We start from the raw sequence: 16,139 nt of genomic DNA, 5'->3' as shown, positions 1-16,139 counted from the left end.
TCGCGTGGAAAAAATATCACTTCACGCAAAATGGAGAGCACATGACGAAGTCCGTCGAAAGGCGCGATGGAGATGAAAGCCTGGCGATCCGGGCGGCGTGGCTGCATTACGTCGCCGGGCAGACCCAGGCGGACGTCGCCGCGCGCCTCGGTGTGAGCAGTCTCAAGGCACACCGGCTGATCATGCGCGCCAACCAGAGCGGCGCGGTGAAGTTCTCCATCGACGGCGATGTGGCGGAATGCGTGGGGCTCGAGGCCGAACTGGCGCAGCGCTACGGTCTGAGTTATTGCGAAGTGGTGCCGGACCTGGGCGAGGACGATCTGCCGCTGCGCGCGCTCGGCGTCGCGGGCGCGCAGTGCCTGCAGCGCGAAATCATGGCGTGCCAGGACGGCGTGATCGGCATCGGTCATGGCCGGACGCTGGCGGCGGTCGTCGCGAGCATGCCGCGCATGGACGCGGGCACGGTGCGCTTCGTGTCGCTGCTCGGCGGCGTGACGCGCAAGTACACCGCCAATCCTTACGACGTGATCCATAAGCTGGCCGAGCAGACCGGCGCGGTGTCCTATGTGATGCCGCTGCCGTTCTTCGCCAACACCGCTGAGGATCGCGAAGTGCTGATGTCGCAGCGCGGCGTGCGCGAGGTCTTCGATCTCGCCGCGCACGCGGATCTGATGGTGGTCGGCATCGGCACGGCGAATGCGGAAGCGCAGCTCGTCGCGTCGCAGATGATCGAGCCCGCCGAGATCAGCGAAGTGCACGAGCGCGGCGGCCGCGGCGAACTGCTGGGGCATTTCTTCAGCGCGGCGGGCGAGTCCGTCGAAACCTCGCTGGCGGCGCGCACCGTTGCGCCCGCTCTCGCCGACGTGAAGGGCAGGCGCATCGTCGCGATTGCGGGCGGCACGTCGAAGATCGCGGCGATCCGCGCGGTGCTGAAGAGCGGCTTGCTGAGCGGACTGATTACCGACGAAGCCTCCGCGCTCGCACTGCGCGAAGACTCCGACGACGCGGAGCAAGGGTGATGAACGGCGACCTTCTGATCGGCATCGATGCGGGCACCTCGGTCATCAAGGCCGTGGCCTTCGACCTGACGGGACGGCAGATCGCCGTCGCGTCCGTGCCGAACCGCTATGCAACGAGCGCCGACGGCGCCGCGACGCAATCGCTCGATCAGACCTGGGCCGACTGCGCACAAACGCTGCGCGATCTCGGCACGAAGGTCGACGGACTGGCGCAGCGCACGCTCGCGCTGGCGGTCACGGGACAAGGCGACGGCACCTGGCTGGTCGGCGCGGACAACCGTCCGGCGGGCGATGCCTGGCTCTGGCTCGACGCACGCGCCGCCGCCACCGTGCGGCGTTTGCAGGAAGCGCCTGCCAGCTGGGCGCGCTTCGAAGCGACGGGCACCGGCCTCGCGTCATGCAGTCAGGGCGCGCAGATCGCGCACATGGCCGCGACGACGCCCGAGGTGTTGCAGCGGACCGAAGTCGCGCTGCATTGCAAGGACTGGCTGTACCTGAAGCTGACCGACGTGCGCGCCACCGATCCTTCGGAAGCGAGCTTCACGTATGGCAACTTCCGCACGCGCCGCTACGACGACACGGTGATCGACGCACTCGGCCTGACGTCGTTCCGGCGCCTGCTGCCGGAAATCGTCGATGGCACGGAAACCACGCATCCGCTCTCGGCCGAAGCCGCGGCGGCGACGGGCCTCGCCGAAGGCACGCCCGTGTGCCTGGGCTTTGTCGATATCGTGCTGACCGCGCTGGGCGCGGGCATCCACACGGAAGGCGCGGCGGGCGCGAGCTGCTCGATCGTCGGCTCGACGGGCATGCACATGCGCGCGATGCGCAACGAAGACGTGCATCTCAATGCCGAAGGCACGGGCTATGTGATCGCGCTGCCGCTGCCGGGCATGTCGGCGCAGGTGCAGTCGAACATGGCCGCGACGCTGAACGTGGACTGGGTGCTGAACCTCGCGTCGGACCTGCTGCAACAGTTCGGCACGAGCCTGTCGCATGCGGACCGGATGAAGTGCATCGATGGCTGGCTGCACGCCGGCCGTCCGGGTGCGCTCCTGTATCACCCCTATATCTCCGATGCCGGCGAGCGCGGCCCGTTCGTGGATCCGAACGCGCGCGCGGACTTCATCGGCCTGACGAGCGAGAGCCGCTATCCCGACCTGTTCCGCGCGGTCGTCGAAGGGCTCGGCATGGCCGCGCGCGACTGTTATCTCTCGATGGGCGTACCGATGCCCGAAGAACTGCGCCTCACCGGCGGCGCGACGCGTTCGCGTGCGTTGCGCGGCGTGCTCGGCGCGGTGGTCGGCGCGCCGACGCGTATCTCCACGCGCGACGAAGCCGGCGCGGCGGGTGCGGCGATGATGGCGGCCGTCGCGCTGGGCGTGTATCCCGACATGGAGGCGTGCATCGCCGAATGGGTGACGCCTTTGCTCGGCCAGCCCGAGACGCCCGACGCCGACCTCATGCAATTGTATGCGCGGCTCTTTCCCGCGTACCGGCAGGCGCGGCAGGCGCTGGTGCCGACGTGGGACGAAACTGCGCGGCTGCTGAAAGCGCGGCAGCGGCCCGAAACACTGCCCGCGAGCCTGAACTAACGTCGAACATGGAACGCTGAGATGAGCAACAACGACATGGTGGACCTGTGTGTCATCGGCGGCGGCATCAACGGCGCGGGCATCGCGCGCGATGCGGCGGGTCGCGGGCTGTCGGTGATCCTGTGCGAGAAGGACGATCTGGCGCAAGGCACGTCGTCGCGCTCCGGCAAGCTGGTGCATGGCGGGCTGCGTTATCTCGAGTACTACGAGTTCCGGCTCGTGCGCGAGGCGCTGATCGAACGCGAAGTGCTGCTCAACGCCGCGCCGCACATCATCTGGCCGCTGCGTTTCGTGCTGCCGCACAGTCCCGGCGACCGGCCCGCATGGCTCGTGCGCACCGGACTGTTTCTCTATGACCATCTCGGCGGCCGCAAGAAGCTGCCGGGCACGCGTTCGCTGGACCTGCACCGCATGCCCGAAGGCGCGCCGATCAAGGACGAGTATCGCCGGGCGTTCGAGTATTCGGACTGCTGGGTCGATGACGCGCGCCTCGTCGTGCTCAACGCGCTCGATGCCGCGCAGCGCGGCGCGCAGGTGCTGACGCGCACGGCCTGCGTGGCGGCGCGGCGCGAGAACGGCGCGTGGCGTGTCGAGCTGCGCGATACGCGCAATGGTTCCACGCGCACCGTCACCGCGCGGGCGCTGGTCAACGCGGCGGGGCCTTGGGTGTCGGACGTGATCGGCCGAGCGAACGCGCAATCGACGCGCAAGGTGCGGCTCGTCAAGGGCAGCCATATCGTTACGCCGAAGTTCTGGGACGGTCCGCATTCTTATCTGGTGCAGAACCATGACAAGCGCGTGATCTTCATCAACGCCTACGAAGGCGACAAGGCGCTGATCGGCACCACGGATGTTCCCTGGGACGGCGCGCCCGAAACCGTGCAGATTTCGAGCGAGGAAATCGACTATCTGCTGTCGGCGGTGAACCGCTATTTCAAGCATCCGTTGCGCCGCCAGGACATCGTGCAGACCTTCTCGGGCGTGCGTCCGCTCTACGACGACGGCAAGGGCAACCCGTCCGCCGTCACGCGCGACTATGTCTTCGATCTCGACGACAGCGGCGGCGCGCCCTTGCTGAATGTGTTCGGCGGCAAGATCACGACCTTCCGCAAGCTCGCCGAACATGCGCTGCAAAAGCTCCAGCCGGCCTTCCCGAAGATGGGCGCCGACTGGACCGCGTCCGCGACGCTGCCGGGCGGCGATATCGAAGGCGCGGACGTGCCGCGTTTCATGGCGTCGCTGCAGGCGGCGCACGAGTGGTTGCCGCGCCCGCTCACGCGCTACTACACGCAGACCTACGGTTCGCTGACGTCGGAAGTGCTGAACGGCGCGACCTCGCTCGCGGGTCTGGGCGAGCAGTTCGGGCCGAACTTCTACGAAGCCGAGGCGCGCTATCTGATGGCGCACGAATGGGCCGCGACGGCGGAAGACATGCTCACGCGCCGCACCAAGCACGGACTGCACATGAGCGCGGCGCAGAAGACCGCCTTCGAAACCTGGCTCGACGGCCTGATGCGCAAATCCGCCTGAACGTTACGAGACGAACATGCCCTTTACGCTTTCACTCAACACGAACCCGCTGGTGAACCGCTTCGCCGAGCCGGCGGATCTCATCGACAGCATCGCGCACGAGATGAAGATCCGCGACGTGCAGCTGACGCACGAGTTCATCAATCCGTCGTGGCCGGCGGCGGTGACGCGCCGTCTCACGCGCGAGATGCGCGCCGCGCTGAACCGCACCGGCGTGCGCATCACCTCGGGCATGACGGGACCGTACGGGCGGCTGAATCACTTCGGCCATCCGGACGCCGACGTGCGCCGCTATTACATCGACTGGTTCAAGACCTTCGCGGACATCACGGCGGATCTGGGCGGCGAGTCCATCGGTACGCAGTTCGCGATCTTCACCTATCGCGATTTCGACGACGCACAGCGCCGCGAAACGCTCATCCAGACGGCCATCGACTGCTGGGCCGAAGTGGCCGAGCACGCGAAGGCGGCGGGCCTGAAGTACGTGTTCTGGGAACCGATGTCGATCGGCCGCGAGTTCGGCGAGACCATCGACGCGTGCATGGCGTTGCAGCAGCGCCTGAGCGCCGCGAACATGGCCGTGCCGATGTGGATGATGGCGGACATCGATCACGGCGACGTCACCAGTTCCAATCCCGACGATTTCGATCCCTATGCCTGGGCCCGCGCGGTGCCGCCCGTGTCGCCGATCATCCATATCAAGCAGTCGCTGCTGGACAAGGGCGGTCACCGGCCCTTCACCGCCGAGCACAACGCGCGCGGCCGTATTCAACCGGAACCGCTGATCGAGGCGCTGCACGCGGGCGGCGGCCGCGACAACGAGATCTGTCTGGAACTGTCGTTCAAGGAACGCGAACCGACCGACCGACAAGTGGTCGCGCAGATCGCGGAATCGGTGGCCTTCTGGGCGCCGCATTTCGATACTGGCGTCGCCAGTCTCCACCTCTGAGGAACCGGCCATGTCAGGCACGATGACACAGAAGTTGATCAACGACGGCAACGCCGCCGTCGATGAAATGCTCGAAGGCATCATGGCCGCGCACGGCGATCTGTTGACCCGCAGCGAGCAGGCGCCGCGCGCGATCATCGCGCGTCACGGACCGCGCGAAGGCAAGGTGGCGTTGATCATCGGCGGCGGGTCGGGGCACGAGCCGACCTTTCTCGGCTTCGTCGGCCAAGGTCTCGCCGATGCGGCCGTGATCGGCAACGTGTTCGCCTCTCCGCCGCCGCAACCGGCCGTGGATGCGGCGCTCGCCGCACATGGCGGTGCGGGCGTGCTGTTCATGTACGGCAACTACGCCGGCGATGTCATGAACTTCGACATGGCCACCGAGATGCTCGAACTCGAAGGCGTCGAGGCGCGCACGGTGCTGACCACCGACGACATCGCCTCCGCGCCGCGCGACAAGCGCGAGACGCGCCGGGGCGTGGCGGGCAACGTGTTCATTTTCAAGGCGGCAGGCGCGGCGGCGGACCTGATGCTGCCGCTCGACGAAGTGGAGCGCATCGCGCGCCATGCAAATGCCCGCACCTACACGCTGGGCGTCGCGCTCGCGCCGTGCTCGCTGCCGCAGACGCGCCAGCCCAACTTCGAGATTGCCATCGGCGAGATGGAAATCGGCATGGGCATTCATGGCGAGCCGGGCATGCGTCGCGAAAGCCTGCGTCCCGCCGACGCCATCACCGACGAAATCATGGACGCCATCCTTGCCGAGATGAACGCGGCCCGAGGCGATCGCGTCGCGGTCCTGGTGAACTCGCTCGGCTCCACGCCGCTGATGGAGCTGTACATCCTCAACCGGCGCGTGTCGCAACGCCTGAAGGACGCGGGCCTCGTCGTGCATCGCACGCTGGTGGGACCGCTATGTACGTCGCTGGAAATGGCGGGTGCGTCGATCACCGTGATGCATCTCGACGACGAGTTGCAACGCCTGATCGATCATCCGTGCGAGTGCGCGATGTTCCAGCAGAGGACCGCATGATGCCCGCGCTGACTACCGCCGACATCGCTCAATTGTTCCGCGAACTGGCGCGCACGATCGCCGCCGCCCGCGACGAACTGTGCCGCCTCGACGGCGTGATCGGCGACGCGGACCACGGCATCGCGATGGAGCAGGGCTTCACGGCGGCATCGAAAGCCATTGATGCGCTGCCGCCCGACGCCACGCTCGCGGATCAGTGGAACGCGGCGGCGAAGGGCTTCCTGAACGCGGTGGGCGCATCGTCGGGGCCGCTGTACGCGACCGCCTTCATGCGCGCCGCGAAAGCGGCGGGCGCGCGCACCGAGTTGCCGCTTGCCGAGGCGCCCGGTTTGATCGTCGCGATGGCTGAAGGCATCCAGTCGCGCGGCAAGGCCGAGACCGGCGAGAAGACCATGGTGGACGTGTGGGCGCCCGCCGCAGCAAGTGCATCGCAAGGCATGGCGGACGGCTTGCCCGTGCGCAACATCATGCAGCGCGTGCGCGAAGCAGCGACGCAGGGCGCGGAAGCCACCAAGACGATGGTCGCCACCAAGGGACGCTCCGCGCGCCTCGGCGAACGCAGTCTGGGCCATATGGATCCGGGCGCGGCGTCGGCGTCGATGGTGCTGGCGGTCATCGCCGCCGACTGGGGCAAGCGTGACACTGAATGAACGGGCTGCATGCCAGCCACTTTGTGATTCCTTCGAGACGGAGGTGTGTCGATGAATGCAGTCGCTTCAACCAAGGGGTCGTCTTCGCGCGGCCTGCGTATCGCGATCGAAGTGATCGTGGTGCTCGTCGTGCTGGTCGCGATGGCCATGAGCACGAAGGTCGTGAAGATCGGTTCGGGTCCGGATGCGACGAGCAAGGAGTTCGAGCCCGCCGCCTACGGCGCGAAACAGTTCCCGAAGACGCAGGCCGCGATCTCGAAGCGCGCCGTCGATGCCGCGACGCTCGCCGCCGCCATCGCCAAGGATCAGGACGCGGCCGGCAAGCAGTACGGCATTGCGGGCGGCGGCATCGGGCCGGAGATGTCGGTGAAGTTCACCGGCGTCGCGGGCAACGACGACTCGGGCATCTATGACGTGAAGGTGCCCGGCCTGCCGGATACGCTCAAGATCCGCGTGCAGACCGGCCCGGCCATCAATGGCACCGATCTGCGCGACGCCACCGGCGACATCAGCTTCGGCCAGTTCACGAATCAGATCGACTATCAGAACGCGGGTTACGCGATCAACGCGGAGATGAAGAAGCAGGTCCTGTCGAAAGTCGATACGGCCAAGCTGTCCGGCAAGACCATCGAGGTCACCGGCGTGTTCCAGCTCGTCAATCCGAACGGCTGGCTCGTGACTCCCGTGAAACTGGACGTGAAATGAGCACCGCCACTCCCACTCCAACCGGCGCGGCGAAGGACAGCGTGTTGCTGTCGGCGCGCGACATCGTCAAGTCCTACGGCGGCGTGCATGCGCTGAAGGGCGTGAACTTCGAGATTCATCGCGGCAAGGTCACGACGCTGTTCGGCGAGAACGGCGCGGGCAAGTCGACGCTGATGAAGATCCTCTCCGGCGTCGAGAAGCCGACCTCCGGCGAGATCGAACTCGATGGCGCGTCCGTCGCCTTCACGTCTTCCACCGATGCCCGCAACCACGGCATCTCGATCATTCACCAGGAGCTGAGTCTCGCGCCGAACCTGAGCGTGCGTGACAACATCTTCATGGGCCGCGAGATCCGCACGCGCACCGGCGTGAACTTCGCCGAAGAGGCGCGCCAGACCCGCGAGCTGATGCAGGAACTCGAAGAAGACGTCGATCCGATGACGCTGATCCGCGACCTGCGGCTCGGCCAGCAGCAGGTGGTCGAGATTGCACGCGCGCTCTCGGTGGACTCGCGCATCCTCATCATGGATGAGCCGACGTCCGCGCTGAGCGCGTCGGAAGTCGAAGTGCTGTTCAAGGTGATCCGCGACCTGACGAGCCGCGGCGTGTCCATCGTCTACATCTCGCATCACCTCGAAGAAGCCTTGCAGGTCACGGACTACGCCGTGGTGCTGCGCGACGGCCGCATCACCGCGACGGCCGAGCGCAAGGACATCGACCTTGGCTGGATCGTGCGCAACATGGTCGGCGAGAACTTCGATCTTGGCTCGCCGCCCACGGGCTATGCGTTCGGCGAAGTGGCGCTCGATATCGACGAAGTCAGCGTCGCCGACGAATCCGGCTCCGGCGCCTCGGTGGTCGATCACCTGTCGCTGCAAGTGCGCGCGGGCGAGATCGTGTGCATCTACGGACTGATGGGCGCGGGCCGCACCGAACTGCTCGAAGCCGTGGCCGGACGAAAGCGCCTGCCCGTCACCGGCGGCACGATCCGGCTCGAAGGCGAGAACCTCGCGGGCCTGAGCATCGCGCAGCGCATCGGCCGGGGACTCGTGCTCGTGCCCGAAGACCGTCAGCGCGACGGCCTCGTGCCGACCATGAGCGTCGGCTCCAATCTGTCGCTGGCCAGCATCCGCAGCTTCGTCAAGGGCGTGCTGATGTCGCCGCCCGCCGAGCGCGAACTCGTCGGCGAGTCGATCCGCAACGTGCACGTGAAGACCTCGGGCGCGGGCGCCTCCATCCGTTCGCTTTCGGGCGGCAATCAGCAGAAGGTGGTGATCGGCAAGATGCTCGCGACCGGCCCGAAGGTGATCCTGCTCGACGAACCAAGCCGGGGCATCGACATCGGCGCGAAGGCCGAAGTGTTTCGCCTGCTCGCCGAGAACGCGAAGAAGGGCCTCGCGGTCGTCTATTCGACTTCCGAAGTGGGCGAATGCCTGAGCGTCGCGCATCGCATCATCGTCATGCGGCGCGGCAAGATTTCCGCCGAATTCGGCCCCGACGCCGACAAGGACGACATCATGGCCGCCTCCGGCGAAGCCGTGGTGGCCTGAACGCAGCACAAGGAGACATTCAACATGAACGACGCCGCCAAGACTTCCAGGTCGACTCACTCCGCATCGAACGGAGAAGGATTCGATCTCGGCCGCATGCTGCTCGAAGGACGCGCGTTCTTTGCGCTGATCGCGATCATCATCATCTTTTCATTCCTTTCGCCGAATTATTTCGCATTGGAAAACTTCCTGACGATGGCCTCGCACGTGGCCATCTACGGAATTCTGGCGATCGGCATGCTGCTCGTGATCATCAACGGCGGCATCGACCTTTCGGTGGGCTCGACGCTTGGCCTGTCCGGCGTCGTCGCGGGCTTCTTCATGCAGGGCGTCACGCTGAACCTGTTTGGCGTGGTGCTGTATCCGTCGGTCTGGGTCGTCGTGGTGCTGTGCTGTCTGCTGGGCGCGTTCATCGGCCTGGTCAACGGCATTCTGATTGCGCGCTTCAAGGTGCCCGCGTTCGTCGCGACGCTCGGCGTGATGTATGTGGTGCGCGGCTTCGCGCTGCTGATGACCAACGGCCTGACGTACAACAACCTCGGCGGCCAGGCGGACCTCGGCAACACCGGCTTCGACTATCTCGGCTTCGACCGCCTGTTCCACGTGCCCGTGGGCGTGCTGATCCTCGCCGTCATCGCGATCCTCGGCAGCATCGCGCTCAACCGCTCCGCGTTCGGCCGCTGGCTCTATGCGTCAGGCGGCAATGACCGCGCCGCCGAACTGTCCGGCGTGCCCGTGAAGCGCGTGCTCATCAGCGTGTACATGCTGTCGGGCGTCTGCGCGGCCATCGCCGGGCTGATCCTGTCGTCGCAACTGACCTCCGCTGGCCCGACCGCCGGCACCACCTACGAACTTACGGCCATCGCGGCGGTGGTGATCGGCGGGGCGTCGCTGATGGGCGGCACCGGCAACATCCGCGGCACGCTGCTCGGCGCGTTCGTGATCGGCTTCCTGTCCGATGGCCTCGTCATCATCGGCATCTCGTCTTACTGGCAGACGGTCTTCACCGGCGCGGTCATCGTCCTCGCGGTGTTGCTCAACGCCATTCAGTATCGCCGCCGCGTCAAGCGTCCCGCGCCGGGCGGCGGCCAGCTGGCTTCTCCGCAAGGCGGCAGCAAGGCATGAGCGGTACGTCCGCGAGAAGTATCACGTAGTTCTGCATCCACAACTGACTCTGGAGAGAGACATGAACATGAAGAAGAAAACGCTGCTCCTCGCCGCCGTTGCGCTGGCTGCCCCGCTGTTCGCCGCGCAAGCCCAGGCGGCGGGCGGACTCATCAGCATCATCGTGAACGATCCGGCCAATCCGTACTGGCTCGCCGAAGGCAACATCGCGGCCGCCGAGGCGAAGAAGCTCGGCTATAGCGCGAACGTCTCGGCATCGAAGGGCGACACGAACACGGAAAGCCAGCAGATCGACACGGCCATCACCAACAAGTCGGTGGCCATCATCCTCGATCCGGCCAATGCGAGCGGTTCGGTGGGCGCGGTGAAGAAGGCGGTGGCCGCGAACATCCCGGTGTTCCTCGTCAACGCGGAAATCAACCAGACCGGTCTCGCCAAGGCGCAGCTCGTCTCGAACAACGCGCAAGGCGCGGCGCTCGGCGCGCAGCAATGGGTCAAGGACGTCGGCTCGAAGGGCAACTACGTGGAACTGCTCGGCGCGCCGTCCGACAACAACGCCGCGACGCGTTCCAACGGCTACAAGTCGGTGCTCTCGCAGTATCCGGATCTGAAGATGGTCGGCTCGCAAGTGGCGAACTGGGACCGCACGCAAGGCTTCAACGCGACGCAGAGCCTGATGCAGGCGCATCCGGACGTGATCGGCATCATCAGCGGCAATGACGAAATGGCGCTCGGCGCCATCGCCGCGCTCAAGCAGTCCGGCAAGCTGAAGAGCGTCAAGGTGGGCGGCTTCGATGGCTCGCCCGCCGCCGTGGAAGCGGTCAAGGCCGGCGACCTGCAATACACGGTGCTGCAACCGGTGGCGGAGTTCTCGGCGAAGGCCGTGCAGGAAGCCGACCAGTTCCTGAAGACCGGCAAGACGGGCGCGGCGAGCGAGAAGCAACTGTTCGATTGCGTGCTGATCACGAAGGCGAACGTGTCGAAATACACCGCACCGTTCGTGCTCTCGAAGTGAGGTGACGGGTTCGGCCCGCGTCGAAGAGGGCGCGGGCCGTTCGATGAGACTTTCCGATCGGCCAGGAAATCATGTCTGAATCTTTGTTCTGGGTCGGCACGAGCTGGAAGATGAACAAGACTCTGTCGGAGGCGAGTGCCTTCGCCGAGGGCTTGCTCGCCAGTCACGACGACCCGCGTATCCAGTGCTTCGTGATTCCGCCTTTCACGGCGATTCGCGAAGTGAAGTCGATCCTCGCCGAGACCAACGTCAAGGTCGGTGCGCAGAACATGCACTGGGCCGAGCGCGGCGCGTGGACCGGCGAAATCTCGCCGCTGATGCTGGTGGATTGCGGCATGGATCTGGTCGAACTCGGCCATTCCGAGCGGCGCGAGCATTTCGGCGAAACCGATGACACCGTCGGCCGCAAGGTCGAAGCCGCCGTGCGCCATGGGCTGACGCCGCTGATCTGCGTCGGCGAGACGCTCGCCGACCGGAACGGCGGCCACGCCGAGGAAGTGCTGGCCGCCGAGGTGCGCGGCGCGCTCGCGCGTCTCACGCCTGAGCAGCAGGCGGCGCCCATCCTGTTCGCTTATGAACCGGTATGGGCGATTGGCGAGAACGGCATTCCGGCCAGCCCGGACTATGCCGATGCGCGCCAGGCCGAAATCAGCCGGGTGGCGGAAGAGATGCTCGGCCGTCGCGTGCCTTGTCTCTACGGCGGCTCGGTGAATCCGGACAACTGCGCGGAACTCGCCGCGTGCCCGAACGTGGATGGCCTGTTCATCGGGCGTTCGGCATGGAACGTCGAGGGCTATCTGGACATTCTCAAACGCGTGGCAGCGGTGCTGTGACGCCGGATGCAAGCGCCCATTCATACATCAAGGAGTTCATCATGAAGGTTGCCATTGGCGGAGACAGCGCCGGCGTCGGTCTGGCGCGCGTGCTGGCGGACTATCTGAAAGACCGCTACGACGTGTTCGAGGTATCGAACAACGAGAAGAACCCTGGCGAGTTCTACGCCGACCTGTCGGACCGCGTTGCGTCCGGCGTGGTCAGCGGCGAGTATGACCGCGCCATTCTGGTGTGCGGCACGGGCATCGGCGTCAGCATCTCGGCGAACAAGGTGCCGGGGATACGCGCGGCGCTGTGCCACGACACCTATTCGGCCGAACGCGCGGCGCTCTCGAACAACGCGCAGATCATCACGATGGGCTCGCGGGTGATCGGCCCGGAAGTGGCCAAGGCCATCGCCGATTCGTTTTTGACCAACACCTTCGATGAAAACGGCCGCAGCGCGGGCAATGTGAAGGCCATCGATCAGGTGGATGCGAAGTATCATCGTTGAACTTGCATCACCGTTTGGCCCGGCGTCCTCTCCGGCATAATGGACCATCCAGTCCAAATAAACATCGGAGAAGTCGATGCTGCTGTCTGAACAAAACGTACTGGTGACCGGTGGCGCGCGGGGACTCGGCGCGGCCATCACGGAAGCGCTGGCTCGCGAAGGCGCGGGCGTCGTCATCAACTATCGGCAGAGCGAGATGCAGGCGCACGCGCTGGCCGAGCGTCTCGGGCCGCGCGTGGTGGCCGTGCAGGGCGACGTCACCGACGCCGCTTCGGTCGCTCGCCTGTTCGACGAAGCCAACGCCAAGACCGGCCGGCACATTCATGCCGTGGTGAACAACGCGCTGGCCGATTTCAGCTTCGACGGCGACGCGCGTCCGAAGCTCGGCGACATCGAATGGACGCGCTTCCAGCAGCAGATCGAGGGCGCCGTGAAAGGCGCGCTGAACACGATCCAGGCCGCGCTGCCCGCGATGCGCGCGGCGGGCTTCGGCCGTATCGTGAATGTCGGGACCAACCTGTTCCAGAATCCGGTCGTGCCGTATCACGACTACACCGCGGCCAAGGCGGCGTTGCTGGCGCTGACGAGAACCGCATCGAACGATCTCGGGCCGGACGGCATCACGGTGAACATGGTGTCGGGCGGACTGCTGCGCACCACCGACGCCAGCAGCGCGACGCCTGAAGCCGTCTTCGACATGGTCGCGGGCTTCACGCCGCTGCGCCGCGTCACGACGCCCGCCGAATTCGCCGACGCGGTCCTGTTCTTCCTGTCGCCGTGGGCGCGCGCGGTGACGGGGCAGAACCTCGTCGTCGATGGCGGTCTGGTCAAGGGCTGAGCCAGACCGCGCGCGCTTACAGCTTCGCGTAGATCGAACTGCCCAGTGTCAGGGTCGAGTCGTTGCCTGGCGCGAAGCGGATCTCGTACAGATCGCGGCCGAAGTTGCCGGGCACTTTCACCGACATGAAGCCGCGCTCGTCCTCCAGCGGCACGATGAGCTGATAGCGCAGGTCCTCATTGCCATACAGCACGTAGCCCGGCAGTTCCGGGAGGCTCGTGAGAAAGGCAGGCTCGTTGCCGAGCACGACGATCGGCACGGCGGACGGCGCGTCGTTCGTCAGCGTCCATTGCGTGCCGAGGCGCTGTTGCCAGGCGGCGTCGAGCGCGGCGAGCGGCGCCAGTTGCTGGCCGAGCGGCAGCGTGAGATAGGCATAGCCCGCGCCGGGCACCACGCGCTTCATCAGATAGCGGAAGTTGTAGGGATTACCGCCGCTGTCGGTGCCCGTCACCACGGTGAATTGATAGGACGAGGTGGGATCGGCGCTGCTCGCCCACCAGCCGTCGCTGCGATACTGATACGCGCCGAGCTGCTTCCACACGCGCGTCTTCCCGTTCCACTGGTTCAACTGCACGCTGCCGTCCGCATTGGCGATGACCTGCAGCGGCGAGTCCGAATTGCCATAGATGCCGCCGGCCGCCGCGATATTCGGCCCCGACGCTACCGGCGCCGCCGTGGTGCCCACCTTGGGCGGAAGCGTGGCGATGGTGCCGTCTTCTTTCAGCGCGGAGAGCACCAACGCTTCCGCGATGCCGCGCGCGTCATAGCCGGAATTGCCGGTGATGAGCAGGGCCAGCTGCGCCTTCGGCACGACGAAGAACTCGGTCGAGTAGTACGCGGTGCCGCCGTCCTTTTCCCAGCCGAGCACGCCGGCGGCGCCCAAAGCCGGCTGCTGCACCGAATCCCAGCCGAGACCCCAGTGGAAATCGGGCGCGGGGTTGATCGTGAGGGTCGTGGTCTGGTCCATGCCCATCTCGGCGATGCCCGCCGACGACACCACGCGCGTTCCCTGGAACACGCCGCCGCCGAGGAACATCTGCGCGAGATTCATCATGTCGGTCGGCGTTGAGCTGAGGCCGCCGGTGGCATACGCGTTGACGAATTCCTGATACTGCGTGCCGTTCACGAAAGGATAAGAGAACGAGCCGCTCGAGGGCACGCTCGTCAGATAGCTGGAGCTCGTCATCTTGAGCGGCGCAAGGATGTTCGTCTGCACGAAATCCGCGTAGGTCTGCCCGCTGAGGGCCAGCACGAGCTGTTCGACCATCGTGAAGCCGTCGTTGCAATACACGGCCAGCTCGCCCGGCAGATGTTTCAGGTGCGTGTTGGCGAGTTCTGCTTGCGTGTCGGCTGCGTAGCCCGCCACCGGCGCGAACGTGAACAGGTTGCGGCCATTCGTTCCAGGAAACCCCGACGAGTGCGACAGCAGATGCCGCGTGGTGATCTGCGCGAATTCCGGCGAGAGCATCGTGAAGGTCGGCAGATACTTGACGATCGGAGTATCGAGCGCGAGGAGTCCGCGGTCCTGCAGGATCGCCGCCGACAGCGCCGCGAACAGCTTGCTGACCGAGCCGATGTTGAAGCGCGTCTGGGTCGTCGCGGCGGTCTTCGCCGGCACCGACGACACCCCGAAAGCCTGCTGCCAGAACACCGTATTGCCCTTGAGCATGGCGACGGAGATGCCCGCCACCGGTTCTTCCGGATCGTTGATGGCCTGCTGGATCATTTGCTGGCCCATCGCGACGGTCTGCGGATACGACGAATGATCGTCGTCGTTACTGCCGCAGCCGGGCAGCAGGGTGGCGAGCAGGCCGGCGCCGGTCATGCCGAGGAAGTGGCGGCGCTGGAGGCGAACGGGGGCTGGGTTGATGCGCTTGATGTCGGACACGGCAGTTCCTCTCACAGGGCGGAGAAATGCGGTTGGGATGGCAACGTGCGCTGCGTGACCTGGGAGAAGCTGGTGCGGCCGGGGCCGGAAAACGGGACATCGCAATTGCTGTGTTGCTTGTTCATCGTGCGCAATGCGACGGACGTCGCCGCTCGAGCGAGCAGGCGACGTCCGGTCCCTTCGATGACGCGCTTCTTAAGTCACTGCCGAGAAATATACGTTAGGAATGGGAATGAGGGTAGGTAAATGAGGGCCCCGGCCGTCAATGCCGCGTTACCGGCACTCCGCCTGATACCACTGGTCCACGAGACGCTGGGCCTGATGCAGGTCGTCCGGGTAATACGGGTCGAAGAACAGCGACGGGTTGTAGCCCGCTTCCTCAAGGGCGGCCAGTTCGCTGTCGTTGCGCGCGCGCGTGAGGGGCGCCTGGCTTTTGAGCGCGGTGAGATCCACGCATTGCTGGGGACTCAGGTGCCGGCCATTGGCGCCGGTGCCGTATTGTCCAGCGGAGGTGACGCAGCCGGCCAGCGCGACGGCCAGCGCACCGATGGTTATTGTTAGTCGTGTTCTTGACAGCTTCATGGTGCGTCTCCGCTGATGGCGCTGCCGGCAGTATGAACGATGGCCGCGCGGCCGGCAGGCGCGGCGCACGCCGGCATCGCTCTCAGGATGGATCGGCGTCAGGCTTGTCAGGCTTGCCGGGCTCGTCAGACCTGGCTTGCTCGTCCTGGACTTCGACCGGCGCCTCCGGTTCCAGCGCTCGGGCGGCATGGATGGCATCGTCCTTCTTGGCCGTCACCACCACGAAGGTATGGTCGTCCCGAGGGATTTCGGCTTTCCAGCCGGGCTTCGCAGGGGTCACTTTCACGTCTTTGCTCATGTCCGGCTCCCGTGTACGTTGAGACATTCATGGAG

At 65.8% G+C, this 16,139-nt stretch carries 16 protein-coding genes; 13 read left to right on the top strand and 3 right to left on the bottom strand.

Annotated features, from left to right (window positions below):
• The first annotated feature begins 41 nt into the window (after positions 1–41).
• From QCE69_RS20370 to QCE69_RS20310, 13 genes are all read left to right on the top strand, one after another.
• Positions 42–1,019, top strand: coding sequence for a sugar-binding transcriptional regulator (locus QCE69_RS20370; RefSeq protein WP_309932587.1), 978 nt, complete (start codon positions 42–44; stop codon positions 1,017–1,019).
• The gene (locus tag QCE69_RS20365) at positions 1,019–2,614 is read left to right on the top strand and encodes an FGGY-family carbohydrate kinase (RefSeq protein ID WP_309922346.1); all 1,596 of its coding nucleotides are present in this window, start codon (positions 1,019–1,021) and stop codon (positions 2,612–2,614) included. The genes QCE69_RS20370 and QCE69_RS20365 overlap by 1 nt, the downstream gene beginning before the upstream one ends.
• 21 nt (positions 2,615–2,635) lie before the next feature.
• Positions 2,636–4,144 (top strand): glycerol-3-phosphate dehydrogenase, encoded by a 1,509-nt coding sequence (locus tag QCE69_RS20360; RefSeq protein WP_309922343.1) that lies wholly within the window; start codon positions 2,636–2,638, stop codon positions 4,142–4,144.
• A 16-nt stretch (positions 4,145–4,160) separates the two neighbouring features.
• Positions 4,161–5,093 carry a TIM barrel protein gene (locus QCE69_RS20355; RefSeq protein ID WP_309922340.1) on the top strand — a complete coding sequence of 311 codons (933 nt, stop codon included), beginning with the start codon at positions 4,161–4,163 and terminating at the stop codon, positions 5,091–5,093.
• Positions 5,094–5,103: 10 nt separating this feature from the next.
• Positions 5,104–6,126 (top strand): dihydroxyacetone kinase subunit DhaK, encoded by a 1,023-nt coding sequence (locus tag QCE69_RS20350; RefSeq protein WP_309932586.1) that lies wholly within the window; start codon positions 5,104–5,106, stop codon positions 6,124–6,126.
• Entirely contained in the window at positions 6,126–6,776 is a 651-nt protein-coding gene (gene dhaL / locus QCE69_RS20345) for a dihydroxyacetone kinase subunit DhaL (RefSeq protein ID WP_309922335.1), read from the top strand. Before QCE69_RS20350 ends, dhaL begins: the two co-directional genes overlap by 1 nt.
• Positions 6,777–6,827: 51 nt before the next feature.
• Complete coding sequence (locus tag QCE69_RS20340) at positions 6,828–7,481, top strand: DUF2291 domain-containing protein (protein ID WP_309814744.1); 654 nt, start codon at positions 6,828–6,830, stop codon at positions 7,479–7,481.
• Entirely contained in the window at positions 7,478–9,031 is a 1,554-nt protein-coding gene (locus QCE69_RS20335) for a sugar ABC transporter ATP-binding protein (protein ID WP_309922332.1), read from the top strand. The genes QCE69_RS20340 and QCE69_RS20335 overlap by 4 nt, the downstream gene beginning before the upstream one ends.
• 24 nt (positions 9,032–9,055) lie before the next feature.
• Positions 9,056–10,156 carry an ABC transporter permease gene (locus tag QCE69_RS20330; RefSeq protein WP_309814739.1) on the top strand — a complete coding sequence of 367 codons (1,101 nt, stop codon included), beginning with the start codon at positions 9,056–9,058 and terminating at the stop codon, positions 10,154–10,156.
• A 61-nt stretch (positions 10,157–10,217) separates the two neighbouring features.
• On the top strand, positions 10,218–11,171 hold the full coding sequence (locus tag QCE69_RS20325; RefSeq protein ID WP_309814736.1) for a D-ribose ABC transporter substrate-binding protein: 954 nt from the start codon (positions 10,218–10,220) through the stop codon (positions 11,169–11,171).
• Between the two features lie 71 nt (positions 11,172–11,242).
• Entirely contained in the window at positions 11,243–12,004 is a 762-nt protein-coding gene (locus tag QCE69_RS20320) for a triose-phosphate isomerase (RefSeq protein WP_309932584.1), read from the top strand.
• Between the two features lie 41 nt (positions 12,005–12,045).
• Positions 12,046–12,498 carry an RpiB/LacA/LacB family sugar-phosphate isomerase gene (locus QCE69_RS20315; RefSeq protein ID WP_309814731.1) on the top strand — a complete coding sequence of 151 codons (453 nt, stop codon included), beginning with the start codon at positions 12,046–12,048 and terminating at the stop codon, positions 12,496–12,498.
• Positions 12,499–12,574: 76 nt separating this feature from the next.
• Positions 12,575–13,336 carry a 3-oxoacyl-ACP reductase gene (locus QCE69_RS20310; protein ID WP_309932582.1) on the top strand — a complete coding sequence of 254 codons (762 nt, stop codon included), beginning with the start codon at positions 12,575–12,577 and terminating at the stop codon, positions 13,334–13,336.
• 16 nt (positions 13,337–13,352) lie between these two features.
• Here QCE69_RS20310 and QCE69_RS20305 read toward each other — a convergent pair whose 3' ends face one another.
• The 3 genes from QCE69_RS20305 to QCE69_RS20295 all read right to left on the bottom strand — a co-directional run bounded on the left by QCE69_RS20305 (position 13,353) and on the right by QCE69_RS20295 (position 16,104).
• Positions 13,353–15,161: a serine hydrolase domain-containing protein gene (locus QCE69_RS20305; RefSeq protein WP_309922905.1), complete on the bottom strand. Its 1,809-nt coding sequence runs from the start codon at positions 15,159–15,161 to the stop codon at positions 13,353–13,355.
• Positions 15,162–15,497: 336 nt separating this feature from the next.
• Positions 15,498–15,806: a DUF4148 domain-containing protein gene (locus QCE69_RS20300; RefSeq protein WP_404987381.1), complete on the bottom strand. Its 309-nt coding sequence runs from the start codon at positions 15,804–15,806 to the stop codon at positions 15,498–15,500.
• 82 nt (positions 15,807–15,888) lie between these two features.
• Positions 15,889–16,104, bottom strand: coding sequence for a hypothetical protein (locus QCE69_RS20295; protein WP_309932580.1), 216 nt, complete (start codon positions 16,102–16,104; stop codon positions 15,889–15,891).
• Positions 16,105–16,139: the final 35 nt, after the last annotated feature.

This window comes from Caballeronia sp. LZ032, assembly GCF_031451315.1.
Lineage (GTDB): Bacteria > Pseudomonadota > Gammaproteobacteria > Burkholderiales > Burkholderiaceae > Caballeronia.
Note: the sequence above shows the minus strand (reverse complement) of the source record. Positions and strands in the feature narration are given on the sequence as shown.

Excerpts from the sequence above, each read along its gene's own strand:
- QCE69_RS20370 (WP_309932587.1), top strand. The coding sequence starts at position 42 with ATGACGAAGTCCGTCGAAAGGCGCGATGGAGATGAAAGCCTGGCGATC.
- QCE69_RS20330 (WP_309814739.1), top strand. The coding sequence starts at position 9,056 with ATGAACGACGCCGCCAAGACTTCCAGGTCGACTCACTCCGCATCGAAC.
- QCE69_RS20360 (WP_309922343.1), top strand. The coding sequence starts at position 2,636 with ATGAGCAACAACGACATGGTGGACCTGTGTGTCATCGGCGGCGGCATC.
- QCE69_RS20315 (WP_309814731.1), top strand. The coding sequence starts at position 12,046 with ATGAAGGTTGCCATTGGCGGAGACAGCGCCGGCGTCGGTCTGGCGCGC.
- QCE69_RS20305 (WP_309922905.1), bottom strand. The coding sequence starts at position 15,161 with ATGACCGGCGCCGGCCTGCTCGCCACCCTGCTGCCCGGCTGCGGCAGT.
- QCE69_RS20320 (WP_309932584.1), top strand. The coding sequence starts at position 11,243 with ATGTCTGAATCTTTGTTCTGGGTCGGCACGAGCTGGAAGATGAACAAG.
- QCE69_RS20365 (WP_309922346.1), top strand. The coding sequence starts at position 1,019 with ATGAACGGCGACCTTCTGATCGGCATCGATGCGGGCACCTCGGTCATC.
- QCE69_RS20340 (WP_309814744.1), top strand. The coding sequence starts at position 6,828 with ATGAATGCAGTCGCTTCAACCAAGGGGTCGTCTTCGCGCGGCCTGCGT.
- QCE69_RS20350 (WP_309932586.1), top strand. The coding sequence starts at position 5,104 with ATGTCAGGCACGATGACACAGAAGTTGATCAACGACGGCAACGCCGCC.
- QCE69_RS20335 (WP_309922332.1), top strand. The coding sequence starts at position 7,478 with ATGAGCACCGCCACTCCCACTCCAACCGGCGCGGCGAAGGACAGCGTG.
- QCE69_RS20300 (WP_404987381.1), bottom strand. The coding sequence starts at position 15,806 with ATGAAGCTGTCAAGAACACGACTAACAATAACCATCGGTGCGCTGGCC.
- QCE69_RS20310 (WP_309932582.1), top strand. The coding sequence starts at position 12,575 with ATGCTGCTGTCTGAACAAAACGTACTGGTGACCGGTGGCGCGCGGGGA.
- QCE69_RS20295 (WP_309932580.1), bottom strand. The coding sequence starts at position 16,104 with ATGAGCAAAGACGTGAAAGTGACCCCTGCGAAGCCCGGCTGGAAAGCC.
- dhaL (WP_309922335.1), top strand. The coding sequence starts at position 6,126 with ATGCCCGCGCTGACTACCGCCGACATCGCTCAATTGTTCCGCGAACTG.
- QCE69_RS20325 (WP_309814736.1), top strand. The coding sequence starts at position 10,218 with ATGAACATGAAGAAGAAAACGCTGCTCCTCGCCGCCGTTGCGCTGGCT.
- QCE69_RS20355 (WP_309922340.1), top strand. The coding sequence starts at position 4,161 with ATGCCCTTTACGCTTTCACTCAACACGAACCCGCTGGTGAACCGCTTC.